The organism is Ruminococcus bromii, from assembly GCF_002834225.1.
In the GTDB taxonomy this organism is placed as follows: Bacteria; Bacillota; Clostridia; order Oscillospirales; family Acutalibacteraceae; genus Ruminococcoides; species Ruminococcoides bromii.
Genome location: NZ_NNSR01000074.1, coordinates 13,587 through 30,605 on the forward strand (window position 1 = coordinate 13,587; position 17,019 = coordinate 30,605).

15 protein-coding genes are annotated in these 17,019 nt (G+C 42.4%); 1 reads left to right on the plus strand and 14 read right to left on the minus strand.

All coding sequences use genetic code 11. From position 1 onward, the window contains the following. Positions 1-29: 29 nt before the first annotated feature. The 8 genes from RBATCC27255_RS09955 to RBATCC27255_RS09990 all read right to left on the minus strand — a co-directional run bounded on the left by RBATCC27255_RS09955 (position 30) and on the right by RBATCC27255_RS09990 (position 6,769). Complete coding sequence (locus RBATCC27255_RS09955) at positions 30-1,343, minus strand: carboxyl transferase domain-containing protein (RefSeq protein WP_021883776.1); 1,314 nt, start codon at positions 1,341-1,343, stop codon at positions 30-32. Positions 1,344-1,573: 230 nt separating this feature from the next. Then, a complete protein-coding gene (locus RBATCC27255_RS09960; RefSeq protein ID WP_155129002.1) occupies positions 1,574-2,323 on the minus strand; it encodes a pseudouridine synthase in 750 nt (249 codons plus the stop codon). Between the two features lie 43 nt (positions 2,324-2,366). Next, the gene (locus RBATCC27255_RS09965; protein WP_101029853.1) at positions 2,367-3,491 is read right to left on the minus strand and encodes a D-alanyl-D-alanine carboxypeptidase family protein; all 1,125 of its coding nucleotides are present in this window, start codon (positions 3,489-3,491) and stop codon (positions 2,367-2,369) included. Between the two features lie 51 nt (positions 3,492-3,542). Continuing rightward, on the minus strand, positions 3,543-3,962 hold the full coding sequence (gene ytfJ, locus RBATCC27255_RS09970; protein WP_187128360.1) for a GerW family sporulation protein: 420 nt from the start codon (positions 3,960-3,962) through the stop codon (positions 3,543-3,545). A gap of 40 nt (positions 3,963-4,002) precedes the next feature. Continuing rightward, positions 4,003-4,623 (minus strand): DUF2953 domain-containing protein, encoded by a 621-nt coding sequence (locus tag RBATCC27255_RS09975; RefSeq protein ID WP_101029855.1) that lies wholly within the window; start codon positions 4,621-4,623, stop codon positions 4,003-4,005. An 18-nt stretch (positions 4,624-4,641) separates the two neighbouring features. Continuing rightward, a complete protein-coding gene (scpB, locus tag RBATCC27255_RS09980) occupies positions 4,642-5,256 on the minus strand; it encodes an SMC-Scp complex subunit ScpB (RefSeq protein WP_101029856.1) in 615 nt (204 codons plus the stop codon). Then, the gene (locus tag RBATCC27255_RS09985; protein WP_101029857.1) at positions 5,256-6,029 is read right to left on the minus strand and encodes a segregation and condensation protein A; all 774 of its coding nucleotides are present in this window, start codon (positions 6,027-6,029) and stop codon (positions 5,256-5,258) included. The genes scpB and RBATCC27255_RS09985 overlap by 1 nt, the downstream gene beginning before the upstream one ends. 41 nt (positions 6,030-6,070) lie before the next feature. After that, entirely contained in the window at positions 6,071-6,769 is a 699-nt protein-coding gene (locus RBATCC27255_RS09990; protein ID WP_101029858.1) for a site-2 protease family protein, read from the minus strand. A gap of 199 nt (positions 6,770-6,968) precedes the next feature. Between RBATCC27255_RS09990 and rpmB the strand changes: the two genes are divergently transcribed. Beyond that, positions 6,969-7,157: a 50S ribosomal protein L28 gene (rpmB, locus tag RBATCC27255_RS09995; protein WP_015523414.1), complete on the plus strand. Its 189-nt coding sequence runs from the start codon at positions 6,969-6,971 to the stop codon at positions 7,155-7,157. A 146-nt stretch (positions 7,158-7,303) separates the two neighbouring features. Here the strand turns inward: rpmB and RBATCC27255_RS10000 are convergent, their stop codons facing one another. From RBATCC27255_RS10000 to RBATCC27255_RS10025, 6 genes are all read right to left on the minus strand, one after another. Beyond that, positions 7,304-8,890, minus strand: a complete 1,587-nt coding sequence (locus tag RBATCC27255_RS10000; RefSeq protein ID WP_101029859.1) for a hypothetical protein — start codon at positions 8,888-8,890, stop codon at positions 7,304-7,306. Positions 8,891-9,193: 303 nt separating this feature from the next. After that, the gene (locus RBATCC27255_RS10005) at positions 9,194-10,348 is read right to left on the minus strand and encodes a hypothetical protein (protein WP_101029860.1); all 1,155 of its coding nucleotides are present in this window, start codon (positions 10,346-10,348) and stop codon (positions 9,194-9,196) included. A 182-nt stretch (positions 10,349-10,530) separates the two neighbouring features. After that, complete coding sequence (locus RBATCC27255_RS10010) at positions 10,531-11,409, minus strand: cohesin domain-containing protein (protein WP_169923335.1); 879 nt, start codon at positions 11,407-11,409, stop codon at positions 10,531-10,533. A gap of 240 nt (positions 11,410-11,649) precedes the next feature. Beyond that, positions 11,650-15,225: a hypothetical protein gene (locus RBATCC27255_RS10530; RefSeq protein WP_169923334.1), complete on the minus strand. Its 3,576-nt coding sequence runs from the start codon at positions 15,223-15,225 to the stop codon at positions 11,650-11,652. 155 nt (positions 15,226-15,380) lie between these two features. Then, positions 15,381-16,394 (minus strand): UDP-glucose 4-epimerase GalE, encoded by a 1,014-nt coding sequence (gene galE / locus RBATCC27255_RS10020; protein ID WP_101029862.1) that lies wholly within the window; start codon positions 16,392-16,394, stop codon positions 15,381-15,383. 24 nt (positions 16,395-16,418) lie between these two features. Continuing rightward, positions 16,419-16,937 carry a peptidylprolyl isomerase gene (locus RBATCC27255_RS10025; protein WP_101029863.1) on the minus strand — a complete coding sequence of 173 codons (519 nt, stop codon included), beginning with the start codon at positions 16,935-16,937 and terminating at the stop codon, positions 16,419-16,421. Positions 16,938-17,019: the final 82 nt, after the last annotated feature.

A 17,019-nucleotide genomic window follows, 5' to 3' on the forward strand; every position in this document is an offset into this window, starting at 1 on the left:
CCCCTTTTATTTTAACAAGTAATCATTTATCAGATAGTTGAATGCTTCTTTGAAAGTGTTGAAACACGCTTGCCCGAGAGCATATCAAGAGCAGAAATAAGAGTCTGACGGAGCTGAGCTTCTTCAACAATACCGTCAACGTAGCCGTTCTGAGCGGCATTGTAAGCAGAAAGATTCTCGTCAGCAAACTTCTGAGCAACCTCAGCCTGCTTATCTGTGGCAACATTCATAACTTCGGGAGCCATAATGAATGCGGCAGCCTCAACATTAACAGGTGAAATAACCGCATCGGGAAGTGCGTAAACAACATCTGCATTAGCGCCTGTGCCTGCAAGAGCAACATAGCCTGAACCGATTGCCTTGCCTGTAACAACAGAAATCTTGACTGTTGTTGCCTCAGCATAAGCGGCTGACGCCTTTGTTGCCGACTTGATTGACTCAAAGCCCGGGCAGTTTACGAATGTTACAACAGGGAGTGAGAAAGCGTCGCAGAAACGAACAAACTTTGCTACCTTGTTTGCAGACTTGCAACCAAGCTCCTTGCCCTTTGTAACAACAATACCTACAACCTGACCGCCGAGTCTTGCAAAACGAACATTTGCTTCCTTGCCGTAATCATTGAAAAGCTTTACAATGCTGTTGCCGTCAACAGTTCTGCTGACTACACAACCGCAGCCGTCCTCTGCCGGAGCTTCTTCAAATGACTGAGGAGCCATTGTGAGGTTATTTGACGGAAGATAAAGGATAAGTTCCTTTGCAGCCTTGATTGCCTTGTCTGCATCGTCACAAACGATTGAGGCAATACCGTTTTCAGCATTGTAAGCGGCATCGGAATGCTTGCCTGTTACCGAAAGCGAAAGCTGTGCGTCTTTGCTCATGATAACGATGTCTGCGCTTGCAGCGTTAAGAGCGTTTGTTCCGAGGCAAGTGCCGAGAACAACCGAAATCTGCGGTACAACACCGGAAAGTGACGCAGCCGCATTGAGAACATCACCGCAACCTGCGAGAAGCTCTGTACCCTGATTAAGTCTGCCGCCAACGCTGTCATAGAAACCTACAACAGGAGCGCCTGTCTTGAGTGCAAGACCATACAGCTTTTTAAGCTTGGCAGCCTGTGCCTTACTCATGGCACCGCCGCAAATGTCGCTGTTCTGTGCAAACGCATAAACAGGCATACCTTCTACTGTTCCAAAGCCTGCAACAACCTCGGCAAAACCTTCACCGGATTTTGCAAAGGCATCAATTTCACAAAAGCTGTCTGCATCAAAAAACGCCGTAATTGTCTTATAAGCGGAAGTTGCGGCAATTTCAGCCTTTGCCTGATTGATCTTTTCAATACTCATCTTAAAATCCTCCAATACCATGTATTGAATATGCACGAAAACTGAGCGTGCATACTAATTTTCTACACGATACATTATACTCTATAATCTTCAAAAGTACAAGAAAAACACGCTGTACTATTTCAATTTTGAACACATTTAATAGTTATTACACAAAAACCGTAAATTTATTGTCAAATTAACGAATAGTTTTATTCACCGTTTCAGAAGTATTTTTCAAAAACAGAAAATTAAAGCTGTTTGCCGTTTAAAAACGGGTTTGCAAGCAGTTTTTTTACCTCTTGTTCGGTCAAATCTCTCCAGTCGCCCTGCTTAAGCATACCCATTTTTACACCGCCGATTTGAGTGCGTTTGAGTCTTGCAACCTCAAGCCCGACAGCCTCGCACATTCTTCTGATTTCACGGTTCTTACCCTCGTGAAGAATCATTTCAAGAACTACTCTGCCCTGCTCCTTGTGAATTACACGGACATATGCAGGAGCGGTTTTCCTGCCGTCAAGCTCAACGCCTGTTTCAAGCTTTACAAGCTGATCCTCGTCAATTGACGGTCGAACGGTTACTCTGTAAATCTTGTAAACATTGTTTTTCGGGTGCATAACCTTGTTTGCAAAGTCACCGTCATTTGTAAAAACAAGCATACCCTCGCTGTCTTTGTCAAGTCTGCCGATCGGATAAACTCGCTCGCCGACATTCTCAACAAGCTGTGCAACACACTTTCTGCCACGCTCATCATTCATTGTGGTAATGAATCCACGGGGCTTGTTGAGCATAATATATCGGTAATTGCCGCCCTTCGGCACGACAATCCTCTTGCCTCTTACAAACACCTTGTCTGTAGGAAGAACCTTATCGCCGAGAATTGCGGTTTTGCCGTTCACCTTGACATGACCGCCGAGAATAAGCTCCTCGGCCTTTCGCCTTGACGCAATGCCGCATTGCGCTATGAATTTCTGAAGTCTTATAGGTTCAATTTTAGCCATATGTAAATTCCTTTATATTAAAATTTTCTTTATATTTAAGCTGTTACGAAAACAGATTTCCTATTGCCGAAAATATTGACACACTCTTTTTATCCGATTTAATCTTTTCGCCTGCAACAATGTTGCATTTATAAAGCAGCTTTCCGCCGAGTGTGTATTCAATTCTGCCGACCGATTCGTTCTTTTCAATCGGAGCATACAAAAAGCTGTCTATGAAGATTTTTTTCTTGATTTTATCGCAGTCCTCACGCTTTAAAACGATTGTGTTGTTCTTCTCACCTGTAACCGTTACGCTGTCCTTATCACCGCCCACGCACGGAATATCGGCACAAAAGTCAGCGTCCTTGCAGTCAACTCCCCTGTACTTTTCAAAAGCGTAATCATAAAGAGAAATATGGTCATTCCAATCGTTGCGGTCATTCAGAGTGACGCACACAAGCGTTACACCGTCTTTTTTTGCAGAGGAAACAAGGCACCGCCCTGCCGCTGTTGTATAGCCTGTTTTTCCGCCTGTACAGTAGGGATAAAGCGACAAAAGCCTGTTATGATTTGCATATGCGGTTTTCTTTGATTTCGGTTCAAGAAATTCAACGGTCACGCTCTTCTTAGCCGTAAGATTTGCAAAATCGTCATTTTCAAGTGCATATGACATAAGCAGAGCCATATCCTTTGCACTTGAGTAATGGTTTTCGTCGTCAAGTCCGCTCGGCGTTACAAAATTGGTATTCGTCATACCGATTTGCTTTGCCTTTTCATTCATTCGTTGTGAAAACTTTTCGGGACTGCCCGAAATCGTATATGCCGCCGCATTCGCCGCATCATTGCCCGATGCCATCATCATTCCTGAAGCAAGGTCCGAAAGTCGGACTTTTTCACCGACTTTAAGATACATCGAACTGCCCTCGGCAACCATTTCCTGTTTGAAGGTTACTTCGCTGTTACAGGATGCCGCCTCCTCAAGCGTTATGAGAGATGTCATAATCTTTGTGGTGCTCGCAGGCTTCATTTTTTCATCTGCATTTTTGGAACAGATAACCGTGTTGTTATCGGGACAATAAAGAACAAATGCCTGTGCAGAAGTTGTGGGAGGAGTATCCTCCGCAGTTTTTGCGCCCATAAGCACAAACGGCATAACAAAGCACACCGCAAGCGAGATTATTTTTTTCATAAGGACACCCCCTGCATAAATCTATGCCGAGGGGTGTTGCAATATTACGAATCAGCCGTCAATATCGTCCTGTGTGATTTCGGAAAAATCGTCTGCGGATTCGCTCTTATCCTTTTTGAAAACTCCCTTTACTTTTTTGAGAACATCAGGAATCATATTAACGAGCTTGTCGGCTGTACCTTCTTCACTATCAACGGAAACAAGCCTTACATCGCCCTGATAAACGGTAAGAAAGGCAACAGGCTGAATAGTAACACCCGCACCGCTTCCGCCGCCAAAGCAGTCCTTGTTTTCTTTTTTTGTGGGCAAATCAGAACCGCCTGACGCAAAGCCGTAGCTTACCTTTGAAACAGGAATGATGAGTGTACCGTCAGGCGAGGTAATTGGATCGCCGATGATAGTATTGACATCAATCATTTCCTTAATTTTTTCCATTGTAATATTCATCAGATTACCGATAGGATGTTCCATAGCCATTCTCCTTTTTATATTTATATAAATCATCAGTTATTTATAGTTCGTTTTTCACTTCTGCAAGAAGCTTAAGTCCCTTGATTCCGTGCTTAACAGCAAGACCGATAAGTCGGAATGCGAAAATTCTTGCGGCAAAGTCAAAGTTAATTTCAGTTTCTGCTTTTTCCGAAAAATTCGGATTTATGTCAACTCCGTAGCCTTTGCATTTTACAACACGGACAATTGTGCCTACTGCCGGATAAACAACGGCACAGTATTTGCCGTATTTTATAGCCGTATCAGCCGCATCGTCACCTGCAACGCTGATACTCAGCGAGAATTTTTTAATCAGTATGTGACTGAAAAAATCCTGCAATGCAGATACTGCAAGCTCTGCAACTTTTTTTATCAGGTTCAAAAGCCACTCAATACCGTATTTTTTTATAAGGCTCGGCTTTTTTTCTGTCGGTTTTTTAGACTGTTCGGTTTTCGGAGTTTGTTTTTTAACTTTCTTCTTCTTTTCTTTTTTAGGCTTTGCCGGCACAAGCTGCAGCTTTACAAAGCCGATATACACGGCGCACCAAAACTCCTCTTTATATGATGCACGCAAAGTAATCGGAATAAACATCACAAGCGCAACAAACAGAGCAATTCCGAGTAAAATATATAACCAAAGCAAGGGTATTCCCCCTAATTTTTACTGTTTGTCATCAGGCTGTATCGAAAACAAATCCATCTGTTCTCCGCCGTTTTCTGTCTTTTCCTGTTCTTCACCGTTTTCTTCGGACTCCTTGTCCTCTTCACTTTCGGGAAGCGGAGGAAGCTCGTCAAGACTTGAAATGTTAAAGCAACGCAAAAAGTTTTCGGTTGTGCCGTAAAGCAACGGTCTGCCGGGTAGCTCAAGTCTGCCCTTTTCTTCAACAAGTCCCTTTGTTGTCAAACTGCCGATTACACCACTGCAGTCAACACCGCGCACCTGCTCGACAAAAGCCTTTGTAACAGGCTGATTGTATGCAACAACCGCAAGGACTTCAAGAGCCGCCTGTGAAAGCGGAGTGTTCCTCCTCAAATCCATAACGGTACGAATCTGCGGAGCAAATTCCTTTTTTGAAACCATCTGACAGGAATTGTCAAGCAATATTATAGTTATTCCCCGTCCTGCCGCCTCATAATCATCAATCAGTGCAGAAATATGCTCTTTAACCTTTTTTTCGGAAATTTCAAGTGCCTGCGCTATTCGGGAAAATTCAACCGACGCACCGTTTGCGAACAAAATCGCCTCAATCGCACCACGAATATTTTCAACAGCCATTACTGCACCTCCTCATTTTCTTTGTTTTCGTCCTCGCCAGCCTGCGGCAAAGGCATTGCGTTTTTATCCTCAATCATATGAACAACGGCATTTTCACCACTGCCCTCAATTCTGATACGCTTACCCTTTACAAGCTCCAGCGTTGCAAGAAATGTTGCCACAAGGTCGCTTTTGCCCTCGCACACCTCAAAAATTTCGTGATATTCAAGCCTTTTGCCGTGCCAGAGTCTTCTCATAAGATGGATAATCTTACTGTTTACCGACACGATTTTATGCGACACAATACCCGAAAATGCGTCTTTTGACGGTGGAAGCTTACGCTTGCCCCGTCCGACTGCGCTGACATATGCCTTTGCAATATCCTCACTCGGATGAATACGGTTGTAAGTCAAGTCAAATTCAACGGGAGAAGCCTCTCTGTAAAAGCTGTCAAAGTCATAAATATCGCCGAGTTTTGCCGCCATTTCACGGCAGACTGCATATTCAAGAAGCTGTCCCGAAAGTTCTTTCTTGAGCTCTTCAGCCTCTTCCTCATATTTTGGCAGGAGCATTACAGACTTGATATATACAAGCCTTGATGCCATTGTCAGAAATTCCGATGCGATATCCATCTGATTTTCCTGCATCATATTAATCTGCTCCATGTACTGGTCGAGCAATTCGGAAATGCTGATGTCGTAAATATCTATTTTGTTTTTAGAAATCAGCGTCAGCAACAGGTCAAGAGGTCCTTCAAATGCCGACAGCTTGTATTGAAGTTGTTGTGTTTCCATAGATAATTTCTTTGTTGTAATTTTTGTTGCGGATGATTAAATTAACCGACAAACGGCATATACGGCAGGCTTGCAAGCCAGCTGATGAAGTTGAGAATCTGATTGCTCACCCAGTTAATCGGTGTGTTGAGAACTCCTACATAAAGGAGAACAAAAAGACCGATGAAGAAATACATCTGATATCTGTAAAAAAACTCAACAGCCTTGTCGGGCAAAAATACAAAGAGAACCTTTGAACCGTCAAGCGGAGGAATGGGAATAAGGTTGAACACTGCAAGTCCGACATTGCACGAAATGTAGAAGCTCAAGAATTGAACAACATATCCTCCGATTGTCGAAAGCGGAAATGCGCCTGTAAAAAGGATAATCGGATAATAAATGAGAAGTCCTGCCAATGCGGCAACGATATTTGCAATCGGTCCCATAATTGCGGTGATTGCCATACCGACCTTTGGATTTTTAAAATTTCTCGGATCAATCGGAACAGGCTTTGCCCAACCGAATCCGAACAAAAGCATACACAAGGCACCCATAGGGTCAATGTGGCTGAGCGGATTGAGTGAAAGTCTGCCTCTGCCCTTTACAGCCTTGTCGCCGAGAAGTGACGCCGTGAAAGCGTGCGCCCATTCATGGAATGGGAGAATTAAAAATATGATGACAAGCACAGCCAATATTTCGGCAATTACGGCACCGAAGTCGAGATTTCCGTTTCTGATTCCGTTAAGTAATAATGAGAGCATAAGAGCCTCCTTAAATTCAAAATTTTAGGTAACAATCGTGTAACTATATTTATTTTTAATTATATAATATATCGTCAAAAATTACAAGAGCAAAAAACAAGTTAAGAAATTTTCAAAAAACACTTGCATTTTTTCTCAATTTCTGTTATTATAACAAAGTTAGAAATAGAATTAGTTTTCTTTAAGGAGGTGCAGACGCATGGCAAAATGTGAATTCTGCGGTAAGGATGTAAAGTTCGGTATTAAGGTATCTCACTCACACAGAAGATCAAACAGAACATGGAAGCCCAACGTACAGCGTGTTAAGGCTATTGTTGACGGTTCACCAAAGCGTGTATATGCTTGCACCCGTTGTTTGCGTTCAGGTAAGGTTACCAGAGCTAACTGATTTTACAGATTACGAAACAGCTCCACTAAAAAATAGTGGAGCTGTTTTTTTGTATTTTTATCAGGATTTTAAACCTCAATCATGGCACAGAAAGAGGGCTGACCTTTGTTTGGTCAGCCCTCTTAATTATTAGTCTTTATCAGCCGTTAAAGGATTTCTTCCTTCTTGCGGAGAACGAACATTACACAAGTTGAGCCGATGAGAAGTGTAAGAATTACAACAGCCAGAGGAGCTTCACCTGTCTGGACAACGCCGTCATTGCCGCCGTTGCTGTCGGGTGTATCGGGAGTGTCGGATGTTGAATTGATTTTCTCTGTTACAAATTCTGTCGCAGAAGTCTGCGCAGGGATTTGCGTTGGTTTCTCGGTTGAAGCCGCTTGAGAAGTCGCTGTTGAAGATTCTGTTGACGGAGCCTCTGTCGTTTCAACCGTAGTAGGAGCAGTAGTTGTAGCAGGCTCAACATAAGTTGAAAGTGTAAGCATTGTAGAAAGGTCAACCTTTGCAGCGGCAACAGGGTCTTTTTTTACAATTTCCTTATCGACAAGAACAACTTCCTTGTCACTGTCTGTCATTTCGGTGTCAGGATCAAGCTCAGAAACACGAAGTACCTGAACAACAAGGTCAACAGTTGTAGAAACCGGAGCGACCTTTGAAATATCCTTTACATCAAAAACAATCCTTGCAAAAGGAGTTTTTTCACTGAAATTATAGAGCGAAAGGTCGCTTGCACAGAATCTAACATAACCTGTGCCGTCATCCTCATCACACAAGTTGACATAAGCGCCCTTGCCGTTCATTACAGGACAAACAGATTTTACATTGTTATCTTTTGAAAGGGAAAGAATTGCCGTGTCATACGAAATGTACCACTGCGTGTCAAGAACATTCTCAGCGGACTCTAAATTGTATGTAACCGTTACCTGATTTGTAGTCGGGTTGTACTGTGCAGTTGCCATCGGAAAATAATTTGATGTTGCATTAACTGTGAGTGCAAGCGAAGAAGCTTCGGAAGGCGAAGTTGCAGCAGTTGATTCGACAGCAGACTCTGTAGCCGCCGGTTCTGTCGCAGCTTTTGCGGAAGGAGCAGTTGTTGTTTCCTCCAAGGCAGTGTATTCTGTGGGAAACACACCGTCTTCGCCGTAATAATCACCGCTCTTAAGCTTTTCCTTTACAGGAACAGTACCGTACTCGCCGTTACCGTAGTAGTAGAACCATTCACCTGAACAGACTGATTTGCCCTCATCGTCAACAGATGTGCTGTCGGGATTGATGACATAAATCATATTATCAAAGTTTTTTACACCTTCAGGATAATAGGCGGATTTTTTAGCATCATAACCGACCAAAGCTATATCGGTTGTCTTATAAGCAGGAGCAATCTCAGAATTGCTTGAGCCATCAGCTCCGTCAATAACATTATTCCAGATTACATTGTCAACATCCGTCGGAACATCACAATAGTATACATTCGGGACATCGGCTTTCTGAGCACAGTAACCGGGGAAAGCAGAAGGGCTGTCAGAACCGCTCTGCCAAAAAATATCTGTATCTGATGCGAACTCGTTTTCCCAGTAAGCAGGTTTATAGAAATATATACGGTAAGTCTTCGTGCCTTCAGAAGGAACATATCTGCCTTCATCGTCCGTATCGGCAGAAACGCTGACTGCAGCAACTGCAATCATTGCCATTGTAAGCATAACAGCCAATAAAAGACTTATAACTTTTTTGGACATTTTAAATATCCTCCTTATGAATTTCCGACACCATACTTGCATCTGTATGCTTATTATAGTATAAAACACAGTAAAAATCAAGTGTTACAGGGAATTTTGAGTCTTAATCTCAATGTAATAACAACCAAATTTTTGTGTTAAATTCCACCAAATTTGCATTTTACGGAATTTTGGCATATTTTCATACGTAATTTCCGCTTATTCAGTCATACATAAGAGAACAAATAATAAACAGTAAAGCAAAAATGCCCTCCGATTGGAGGGCATAAGCAATTATATTTATATATAATTATTCAAGTGAGATTATTCAAATCTCTTGCGTGTGTAAAGAACTGCACCGCCTGCAATAAGAACAACTGCGAGAGCTGCAGCTGCTGTTGCAACGCCTGTCTGAACTGCGCCGTTGTCACTTGTAGGTGTTGTGTCTGATGTAGAAACTGAATCTGCTGAAGATGTAGCATTCTTATCAGGAGCGGGAACTGTAGCAGTTGGGTTTGTGTTGCCACCGTTGTTGTTGGCACCGTTATTGTTGGCACCGTTGTTGTTGCCACCGTTGTTGTTGTTGCCACCGTTATTGTTGCCGCCGTTGTTGTCGTCCGGAACTTGTGGCTTATTCGGCTGTATAGGTGTAGCAGGTTTAGCATCTTTGTCAAGAACATTGACTACACCATTATCCTTAGCCATTTCATAGTTAGGAAGTCCGCCGTACTCATATTTGCCATCTGCGTTCTTACCATAGAAGAAGTAGAAGTTACCGCCGTAAGATACCTTACCGCTGAGATCATTAACATCAGAGTTTTCAGGATCAATAACGAAAATCATGTTATCGAATGTCATTGAGATACCGAGGTCATACTCTGTCTCGATAAAGAAGTTATCCTTGAAGTTGCCGAGGAACGACTTATCATTACCTACAACAGCCTCTTCAGCCTTTGTCCAGAACTCACCGTCTAACATATTGTCATAGTATTCGTCATCACCATCCGAATAGTACTGACAAGTCGCATCCTTTGTCTGAGCAGCAGCCTCGAACTGTTCCTTGCTGTACTGATAAGTTACTTTACCTGACTTATCAGTAGTTTTCTCACCGCCGTTAAGGAAGTTGTTGAAAATAATATTAGGTGCATCTGCAGGAAGGTCAATATAGAAGAGGTTAGCGTCTGCATCGTAAACCTGCATCTTGTATCCCGGCCACGGAGCACCCTTTGCAGAACCGTCTTTAGCCTCGCAAGCGTCTGTACCGCTCCACCAGTATGCACCGGCGTCTGATGCATTGAACTTTTCACTCTTCCATGACTCAGGCATAAAGAAGTATATTCTGTGTGTTTCTGTTACGCCCTCACTCGGAACGTAGCGACCATCCTTGTCAATAGCTGCTGAAACGCTTACAACACCTACAACTGCAAGTGAAGCAACGAGAACACATGACAAAATGATACTAATAAGTTTTTTTGACATTTGAATCTCCTCCAAAAAAAATTTCCGATATCTATCGGTATGCACTAATTATATAACAAAAAATTGAAAAATGCAATCTTTTTAATTTATATGGAAGCAAAAAAATACACAAAATTGAAGTTACAATTTTGTGTATTTAGCGACAATATATGAATTTTTATCTATTAAACTCAAAGAAGATATCAATTTTCGTTATTTTCGTCCGAATTTACATTACCTAACGAATCCGATTTTTTCTTATCGTCTTTCTTCTTTACAAGAATTATCGCACCTGCTGCAAGCAATACGACCGCTATCGCAACGATGATAATAATTGTTGTGCTTGAACCCGAACCCGAACCGTTTGTTGATGTTTCAACAGTCTTTGTAACATCAACAACTGAAGTGCTTTTCTGGGTTGTAATGTATCTTTTCTCAACAATTACAGATTTATGGTCATCTTTGTTAGGAGTATTCTCCTCACCCATACCGTCAACATAGTTTATGAAGTCACCTTGAAGTTTGTTTTCGCTTGCTTTCTTTTCATCAACGATCGGAACTGCATCCTGCTTAACCTCTTCACCGTTTACCCAAAGCTTACAGGTAATCTTATAAGACTTTAGGTAAGTCATATCATCACCGTAGATGTCAGAAATAAAGTATGAAAGATCGGTTTCACCGCCCTTGAGAACCTTAAATTCTGCGGAAACAAGAGATTTGTTTGAATTAAGCGTCACAGGGTTCTGTACATCTGTCCATGTAAAGATGTAATAATTCTTCAAAGCCGTGTTGCCCACTGAGTTAGGAAAGCTTTCACATTTAACCGAATCAGCATCCATTTTTAAATAAGCGTCATCATAGAAGAAGCTCATCTGAATGCCGATTACCTTTTCATTGGTCTGCGACATATAGACCGCATACTTTACAGTATCACCAACCTTGGCAGTTACGGAATCTTTGTCATCAGACGAGATTTTGATTTTCAAATCATCATCGGCAGCATTAACAGGAATACAAAAGCATGACGCTGTCATAATTGCGACAAATAGAATTGAAAGAATACTTTTTATTTTTTTAGACATTTTTTTCATTCCTTTAGTTTGATGTTTCTATTATATATCATTACAAAAAAAATTTCAATGAATATATTCACAATTTTCAATGAATTTTGTGTGAAAATTTACGACCAAAATTTTCGACTGCAAAAACATCCAATTAAAAGGAGGTTAAACAAAAACACCCCTCGGAGCACCGAGGGGTGAAAAATTATTTTTTTAAAACCGTCAACATCGTCAACAATTTTTTACAATCAGAAATTCAAATTACTTTGTGAATCTCTTTCTTGTGAAATAAACAACACCTGTAGCAGAAATAAGAGCTAAGAGGATAACTATTGCCATAGAAGCATTGCCTGTCTGTACTGCATTGCTGCTTGTGCCGTTAGCCGGTGTGTCAGGAGTAGCTGTGTCAGCTGTTGACTGACCATTTGCTGCAGCCTGTGAACCAGATGTAGCATCAGGTGTAGTAGGAGCTACTGTAGCCGGAGCATCTGTAGCCGGAGCATCTGTAGCCGGAGCATCTGTAGCCGGTGCATCTGTAGGCTCTGTTGCAGGAGCATCTGTAGGCTCTGTTGTTTCAGGAGCTACTGTTGCAGGCTCTACTGTTGTAGGCTCTGTTGTTTCAGGAGCTACTGTTGTAGGCTCTGTTGTTTCAGGAGCTACTGTTGTAGGCTCTGTTGTTTCAGGAGCTACTGTTGTAGGCTCTGTTGTTTCAGGAGCTACTGTTGTAGGCTCTGTTGTTTCAGGAGCTACTGTTGTAGGCTCTGTTGTTTCAGGAGCTACTGTTGTAGGCTCTGTTGTTGTAGGCTCTGTTGTTGCAGGCTCTGTTGTTGCAGGCTCTGTTGTTGTAGGCTCTGTTGTTACAGGCTCTGTTGTTGCAGGCTCAACATAAGCTTCTACCTTAGCCTCTGAGTTAATGTTATCAAAGATATCATTAGCAATGTCGCTGTTAACAACTGCCTCGTACTCTGAGTCTTCATCTGCATGACCTGTATCAGCGTTGAGCTTAGCAAGTGTAAGATCAACAACATTAAGGTTTACTTTTGTTTCACCTGCTGCCTTTACAGTAAATGCAGCCTCAACGAGCTTCTTACCGCCGGCAAAGTCGTAGAGTGAAAGACTTGAAGCGTTACCTGAATAGTTGTCAGTGTTGACAAGGCCATCATTGATTGCAGGCATTGTAAGTGAGTTGAGTTCAAGTGCATCCTTGTCGAATGAGAGATTCCACTCAACATCCTCTACCTGAGCGTCCTTAGTATCAAGAACATAGTAAACAGATACCTTGTCGCCAACCTTGTATGTGCCTGTGCCGTTAGCCTGGCAGATGTTTGAAGAAGCTGTGATTGTAGCTTCGTCAGAAGGAGCCTGAGGTGTAACCTGAATAAATGCCTTTGCACCCTGCTTTGAAGGATAGTCAAAGTTTGTAAGGTCAAGTGTAAGTGTTACATCTAAGGGTGTACCCTCTTCATAACCAAGAGCTACTGTATCGAGAACCATATTCTCACCGTTGTATGTAAGAGCATAGTTTTCGCCAACAGGAGCACCGTTCTCTTCTGCCGGAAGACCCCAGCTAGCAGCCCATGAACCGTTTGCAGCAAACTTAAATTCATAGCTGTCTGATGATACTACATTTGTATAAGAAATCTTATAAACTTTATCAGCAATCTTATCCATCTTGTTTGAAGCAGCATCAACACCCCATGCTACACCGTTGAGCCAGCCTTCGTAGCCGTTACCTACTGCTGTAATATACTCAACTTCGAGATCTGTAACAACCTTAACGTTGTCACCTGTTACATTAATTTCGTTTGTAGCAGGATTGAATGTTACTGTTACATCACAAGTATCTGTTACATTGAATGTGAGGTTATCTTTGTATTCTTCGCCGATACCAAACCAAGTCTGATTCCAAACTTTGTTGCCTGTTTCAGGATCTGTACCTTCTACATTCTTAACTACCTTAATCTGATAGTCTTTGCCTGCAGGAGTTGCAGTGAATGTCTTTGTGTACAAGTCGCCGTCTTTTGTCATAACATTCTGAGCACCGCCTACAGGATCACCAATCCACTTAAGACCGGCAAATTCTTCTGAACCGGCTACTACATAAATAGGATCTGCTGCAGGAGCAGGCTCTGTTGTAGGCTCTGTTGTAGGCTCTGTTGTAGGAGCTACTGTTGTAGGCTCTGTTGCAGGAGCTGTTGTAGCTTCTTCTGTTGTAGGAGCTTCAGTCGGCTCTTCAGTTGTAGGAGCTACTGTTGTAGCCTCTTCAGTTGTAGGAGCTACTGTTGTAGCCTCTTCAGTTGTAGGAGCTACTGTTGTAGCCTCTTCAGTTGTCGGAGCAACTGTTGTAACCTCTTCAGTTGTAGGAGCTACTGTTGTTTCTTCTGAAGTAACAGGAGCTGAATCTGTCTTACAAACAGTTACGAACTTATCATAGTTCTCCTGATTGAGACCAAAGTTTGTAATCTCTACTTCTTCTTCTGTAATTGTGTAGTCTGTGTCAGGATCAACCTTTGAAAGACGAAGTACCTGTGCATCGAGATTAACTGTTGTTTCAGTAGCTGAAGGATCAATTACTTCAAACTCAGCTGAAGCAAATACGATTTCCTTTGAAGTTGAGTTATAAAGACTGAGGTTTGTACCGGTAGCACCGATCTCGCCCGGAATCTTCTTGTTGAACATGTAGCTGCCCTGGCTGGGATATTCAAAAGAAGTTGACTTATTTGTATTATCTGTTGGCTTGAGTACGTTTGAATCATAGTACATAAACCACTGGAAGTCAAGCACATCCTTGTCCTTAGACTGGAATACATAAGTAACCTTGAATGTCTTCTGGTCAGGGCTAAGAACGATCTTCTTCTCAGGGAAGAGGTTTGAAGTAGCCTTTACTGTAAGACCATTTTCAGCAGCAGCTGTTGTAGCTGCCTCTGTTGCAGGCTCAGTTGCAGGCTCTGTTTCAGGAGCTGCTGTTGTAGGAGCTACTGTTGTAGGAGCTGCTACTGTTGTAGGCTCTTCTGTTGCAGGCTCTGTAGGCTTGTCACCTGTTACAATGTCAATCTTGCATCTAGCACCCTGCTTTGTTGCATAGCTGAAGTTTGAAAGGTCAAGTGTAAGAACGATATCATAACCGTCATCGTAACCTGCTTCATCAGTGTCAATAATCATATCCTGACCGTTGTACGTAAGGTCGAACCACTCGTTGAGCGGAGCACCGCCTGACTCAGGAAGGCCCCAGTTGTCTGCCCAAGAACTGTTTGCAGCAAACTTGAACTGATAGTTCTCGTAAACGTCAAGGTTCTCGTAGGTAATCTGATAAACCTTTGAACCCTCAGATGTTTCTGTTAAGTTGTTAACATCAGCATCTAACTTCCAGTCCTTAGCATGGAGCCATTCACCAAAGCCGTTACCTACAGCTGTAACATGGTCAATAACAAGGTCTTTCGGAATATCAACGCCGTCACCTGTTACATTGATTTCCTTTGTTGTTGGGTTGAAAGTTACTGTTACATCACAAGCAGTTTTTACATTGAATGTGAAGTTCTGTTCGTAGCCGTCACCGATACCAATCCATTCTTCACCGTCGTTTTTAACGACTTTGAACTGATAGCCGTTGCCGACTGCTACGTTGGTAAATACTTTTTCGTAGTTACCGTCGCCGTTTGCTGTCATTACATTATCTCCGCAAGTTGCTTCAGTCGTAGCCCACTTGTAACCTGTGAGTTCTTCACAACCGGATACGAAATATGTATCGCCGGCAGCAGAAACGCTCACTACAGTTACAACGAGTGATGTCACAACAAGCATCATAGACAGTAAAAGGCTAAGTGCTTTTTTGAACATTTTCTTTTTCCTCCTTATGTGATAATGCTTCTATAAGCATTATCATTATACAACAATCGACCATTAAAAGTCAACTGTAAATGACCTTTAACCGTAGATTATTTTACAAAATATTGTTTTTTGTAGGATTGCACAAATTAAATGATGATAATTTGTTATTTGTAACCATTAACATTGTTAGATTGCCAGTTCCAACTGTCTCTGCACATATCCTCAAGGTTCTTTTCGGCAACCCAACCAAGCACATTTTTGGCTTTTGTTGCGTCGGCAAAGCATTCTGCAATGTCGCCTGCACGGCGGGGCTTGATTACATAAGGAATTTTGATTGAATTTGCCTTTTCAAAAGCCTTTACAATATCAAGAACGCTGTATCCGACTCCCGTGCCGAGGTTAAACACCTCTGTTCCCTTATGAACTGCGGAATATTCAATGGCCTTAACATGACCCTTTGCAAGGTCAACAACATGGATATAGTCACGCACACCTGTGCCGTCATGAGTCGGGTAATCGTCACCAAACACACCAAGACATTTGAGTCTGCCTGCGGCAACCTGAGTTATGTACGGCATAAGGTTGTTCGGGATTCCGTTAGGGTCTTCACCGATTCTGCCGCTTTCGTGAGCACCAATCGGGTTGAAGTAACGGAGAAGAACAACAGACATATCGGGATTTGCGTTTGCGGCATCCGTAAGAATCTGTTCCATCATAAACTTTGTCCAGCCGTATGGGTTTGTCGGAGAACCCTTTGGCATTGTTTCAACAAGCGGAACTGTTTCGGGTGTGCCGTATACCGTTGCGCTTGAGCTGAAAATAAAGTTATTTACACCGTGTTTCTTCATTGCTTCAAGCAATGTGAGCGTTGAATCAATATTGTTGCGGTAGTATTCAACAGGCTTTTCGCAGCTTTCGCCTACTGCTTTAAGACCTGCAAAGTGAATTACCGCATCAATCTTATTTTCCGAAAAAATCTTTTCAACGGCATCCCTGTCACAAACATCGGCTTCATAGAGGGGAATTTTCTTTCCTGTAAGCTCTTCCACTCTTTCAACCGCCACGGGACAGCTGTTTGAAAAATTATCCGCAATTACAACATCATGACCTGCATTGATAAGCTCAACACAAGTGTGCGAGCCGATATATCCGGCACCGCCTGCAAGCAAAACATTCATATCTATTTTCCTTTCGCAATTATATCAGCACTTTTTCGGGTCAGGGTAGTCAATGCCGAATGTTTCGGCGGTAACCTTTGCCATAACCTGTGGGTCAAGCGGTTTGTCAGAATAGTCCGTGTCACATTCTGCAATTTCATTTACAACATCCATACCCTCGATTACCTTGCCGAAAGCGGCATACTGACCGTCAAGGTGAGGAGCGTTTTTGTGCATAATGAAGAACTGCGAGCCTGCGGAGTCGGGCATCATTGAGCGAGCCATTGAGAGAACGCCCTCTGTGTGTTTGAGGTCGTTTTCAAAACCGTTTGCGGCAAATTCGCCCTTGATTGAATATCCGGGACCTCCCATGCCCGTGCCTTCGGGACAACCGCCCTGAATCATAAATCCGTAGATTACACGGTGGAATGTGAGACCGTTATAGTAACCCTTGTTTACAAGGCTGAGAAAATTATTTACAGTATTCGGAGCAATTTCGGGATAAAGCTCCGCTTTGATTATTTTTCCGTTTTCCATTTCAAAAGTAACAATAGGATTGCTCATTTTAAATCGTCCTTTCGGTTTATTAACACTATTTTAGTATATTCTTGATAAAATAGCAAGTGTTTTAGTGATTATTTGCGAA

Bases quoted from the DNA above. Each gene is read 5' to 3' on its own strand.
- RBATCC27255_RS10005 (WP_101029860.1), bottom strand. From the start codon at position 10,348: ATGTCAAAAAAACTTATTAGTATCATTTTGTCATGTGTTCTCGTTGCT.
- RBATCC27255_RS09955 (WP_021883776.1), bottom strand. From the start codon at position 1,343: ATGAGTATTGAAAAGATCAATCAGGCAAAGGCTGAAATTGCCGCAACT.
- RBATCC27255_RS10025 (WP_101029863.1), bottom strand. From the start codon at position 16,937: ATGAGCAATCCTATTGTTACTTTTGAAATGGAAAACGGAAAAATAATC.
- RBATCC27255_RS10010 (WP_169923335.1), bottom strand. From the start codon at position 11,409: ATGTCTAAAAAAATAAAAAGTATTCTTTCAATTCTATTTGTCGCAATT.
- rpmB (WP_015523414.1), top strand. From the start codon at position 6,969: ATGGCAAAATGTGAATTCTGCGGTAAGGATGTAAAGTTCGGTATTAAG.
- scpB (WP_101029856.1), bottom strand. From the start codon at position 5,256: ATGGCTGTTGAAAATATTCGTGGTGCGATTGAGGCGATTTTGTTCGCA.
- RBATCC27255_RS09965 (WP_101029853.1), bottom strand. From the start codon at position 3,491: ATGAAAAAAATAATCTCGCTTGCGGTGTGCTTTGTTATGCCGTTTGTG.
- RBATCC27255_RS09990 (WP_101029858.1), bottom strand. From the start codon at position 6,769: ATGCTCTCATTATTACTTAACGGAATCAGAAACGGAAATCTCGACTTC.
- galE (WP_101029862.1), bottom strand. From the start codon at position 16,394: ATGAATGTTTTGCTTGCAGGCGGTGCCGGATATATCGGCTCGCACACT.
- RBATCC27255_RS10000 (WP_101029859.1), bottom strand. From the start codon at position 8,890: ATGTCCAAAAAAGTTATAAGTCTTTTATTGGCTGTTATGCTTACAATG.
- RBATCC27255_RS09960 (WP_155129002.1), bottom strand. From the start codon at position 2,323: ATGGCTAAAATTGAACCTATAAGACTTCAGAAATTCATAGCGCAATGC.
- ytfJ (WP_187128360.1), bottom strand. From the start codon at position 3,962: ATGGAACATCCTATCGGTAATCTGATGAATATTACAATGGAAAAAATT.
- RBATCC27255_RS09985 (WP_101029857.1), bottom strand. From the start codon at position 6,029: ATGGAAACACAACAACTTCAATACAAGCTGTCGGCATTTGAAGGACCT.
- RBATCC27255_RS10530 (WP_169923334.1), bottom strand. From the start codon at position 15,225: ATGTTCAAAAAAGCACTTAGCCTTTTACTGTCTATGATGCTTGTTGTG.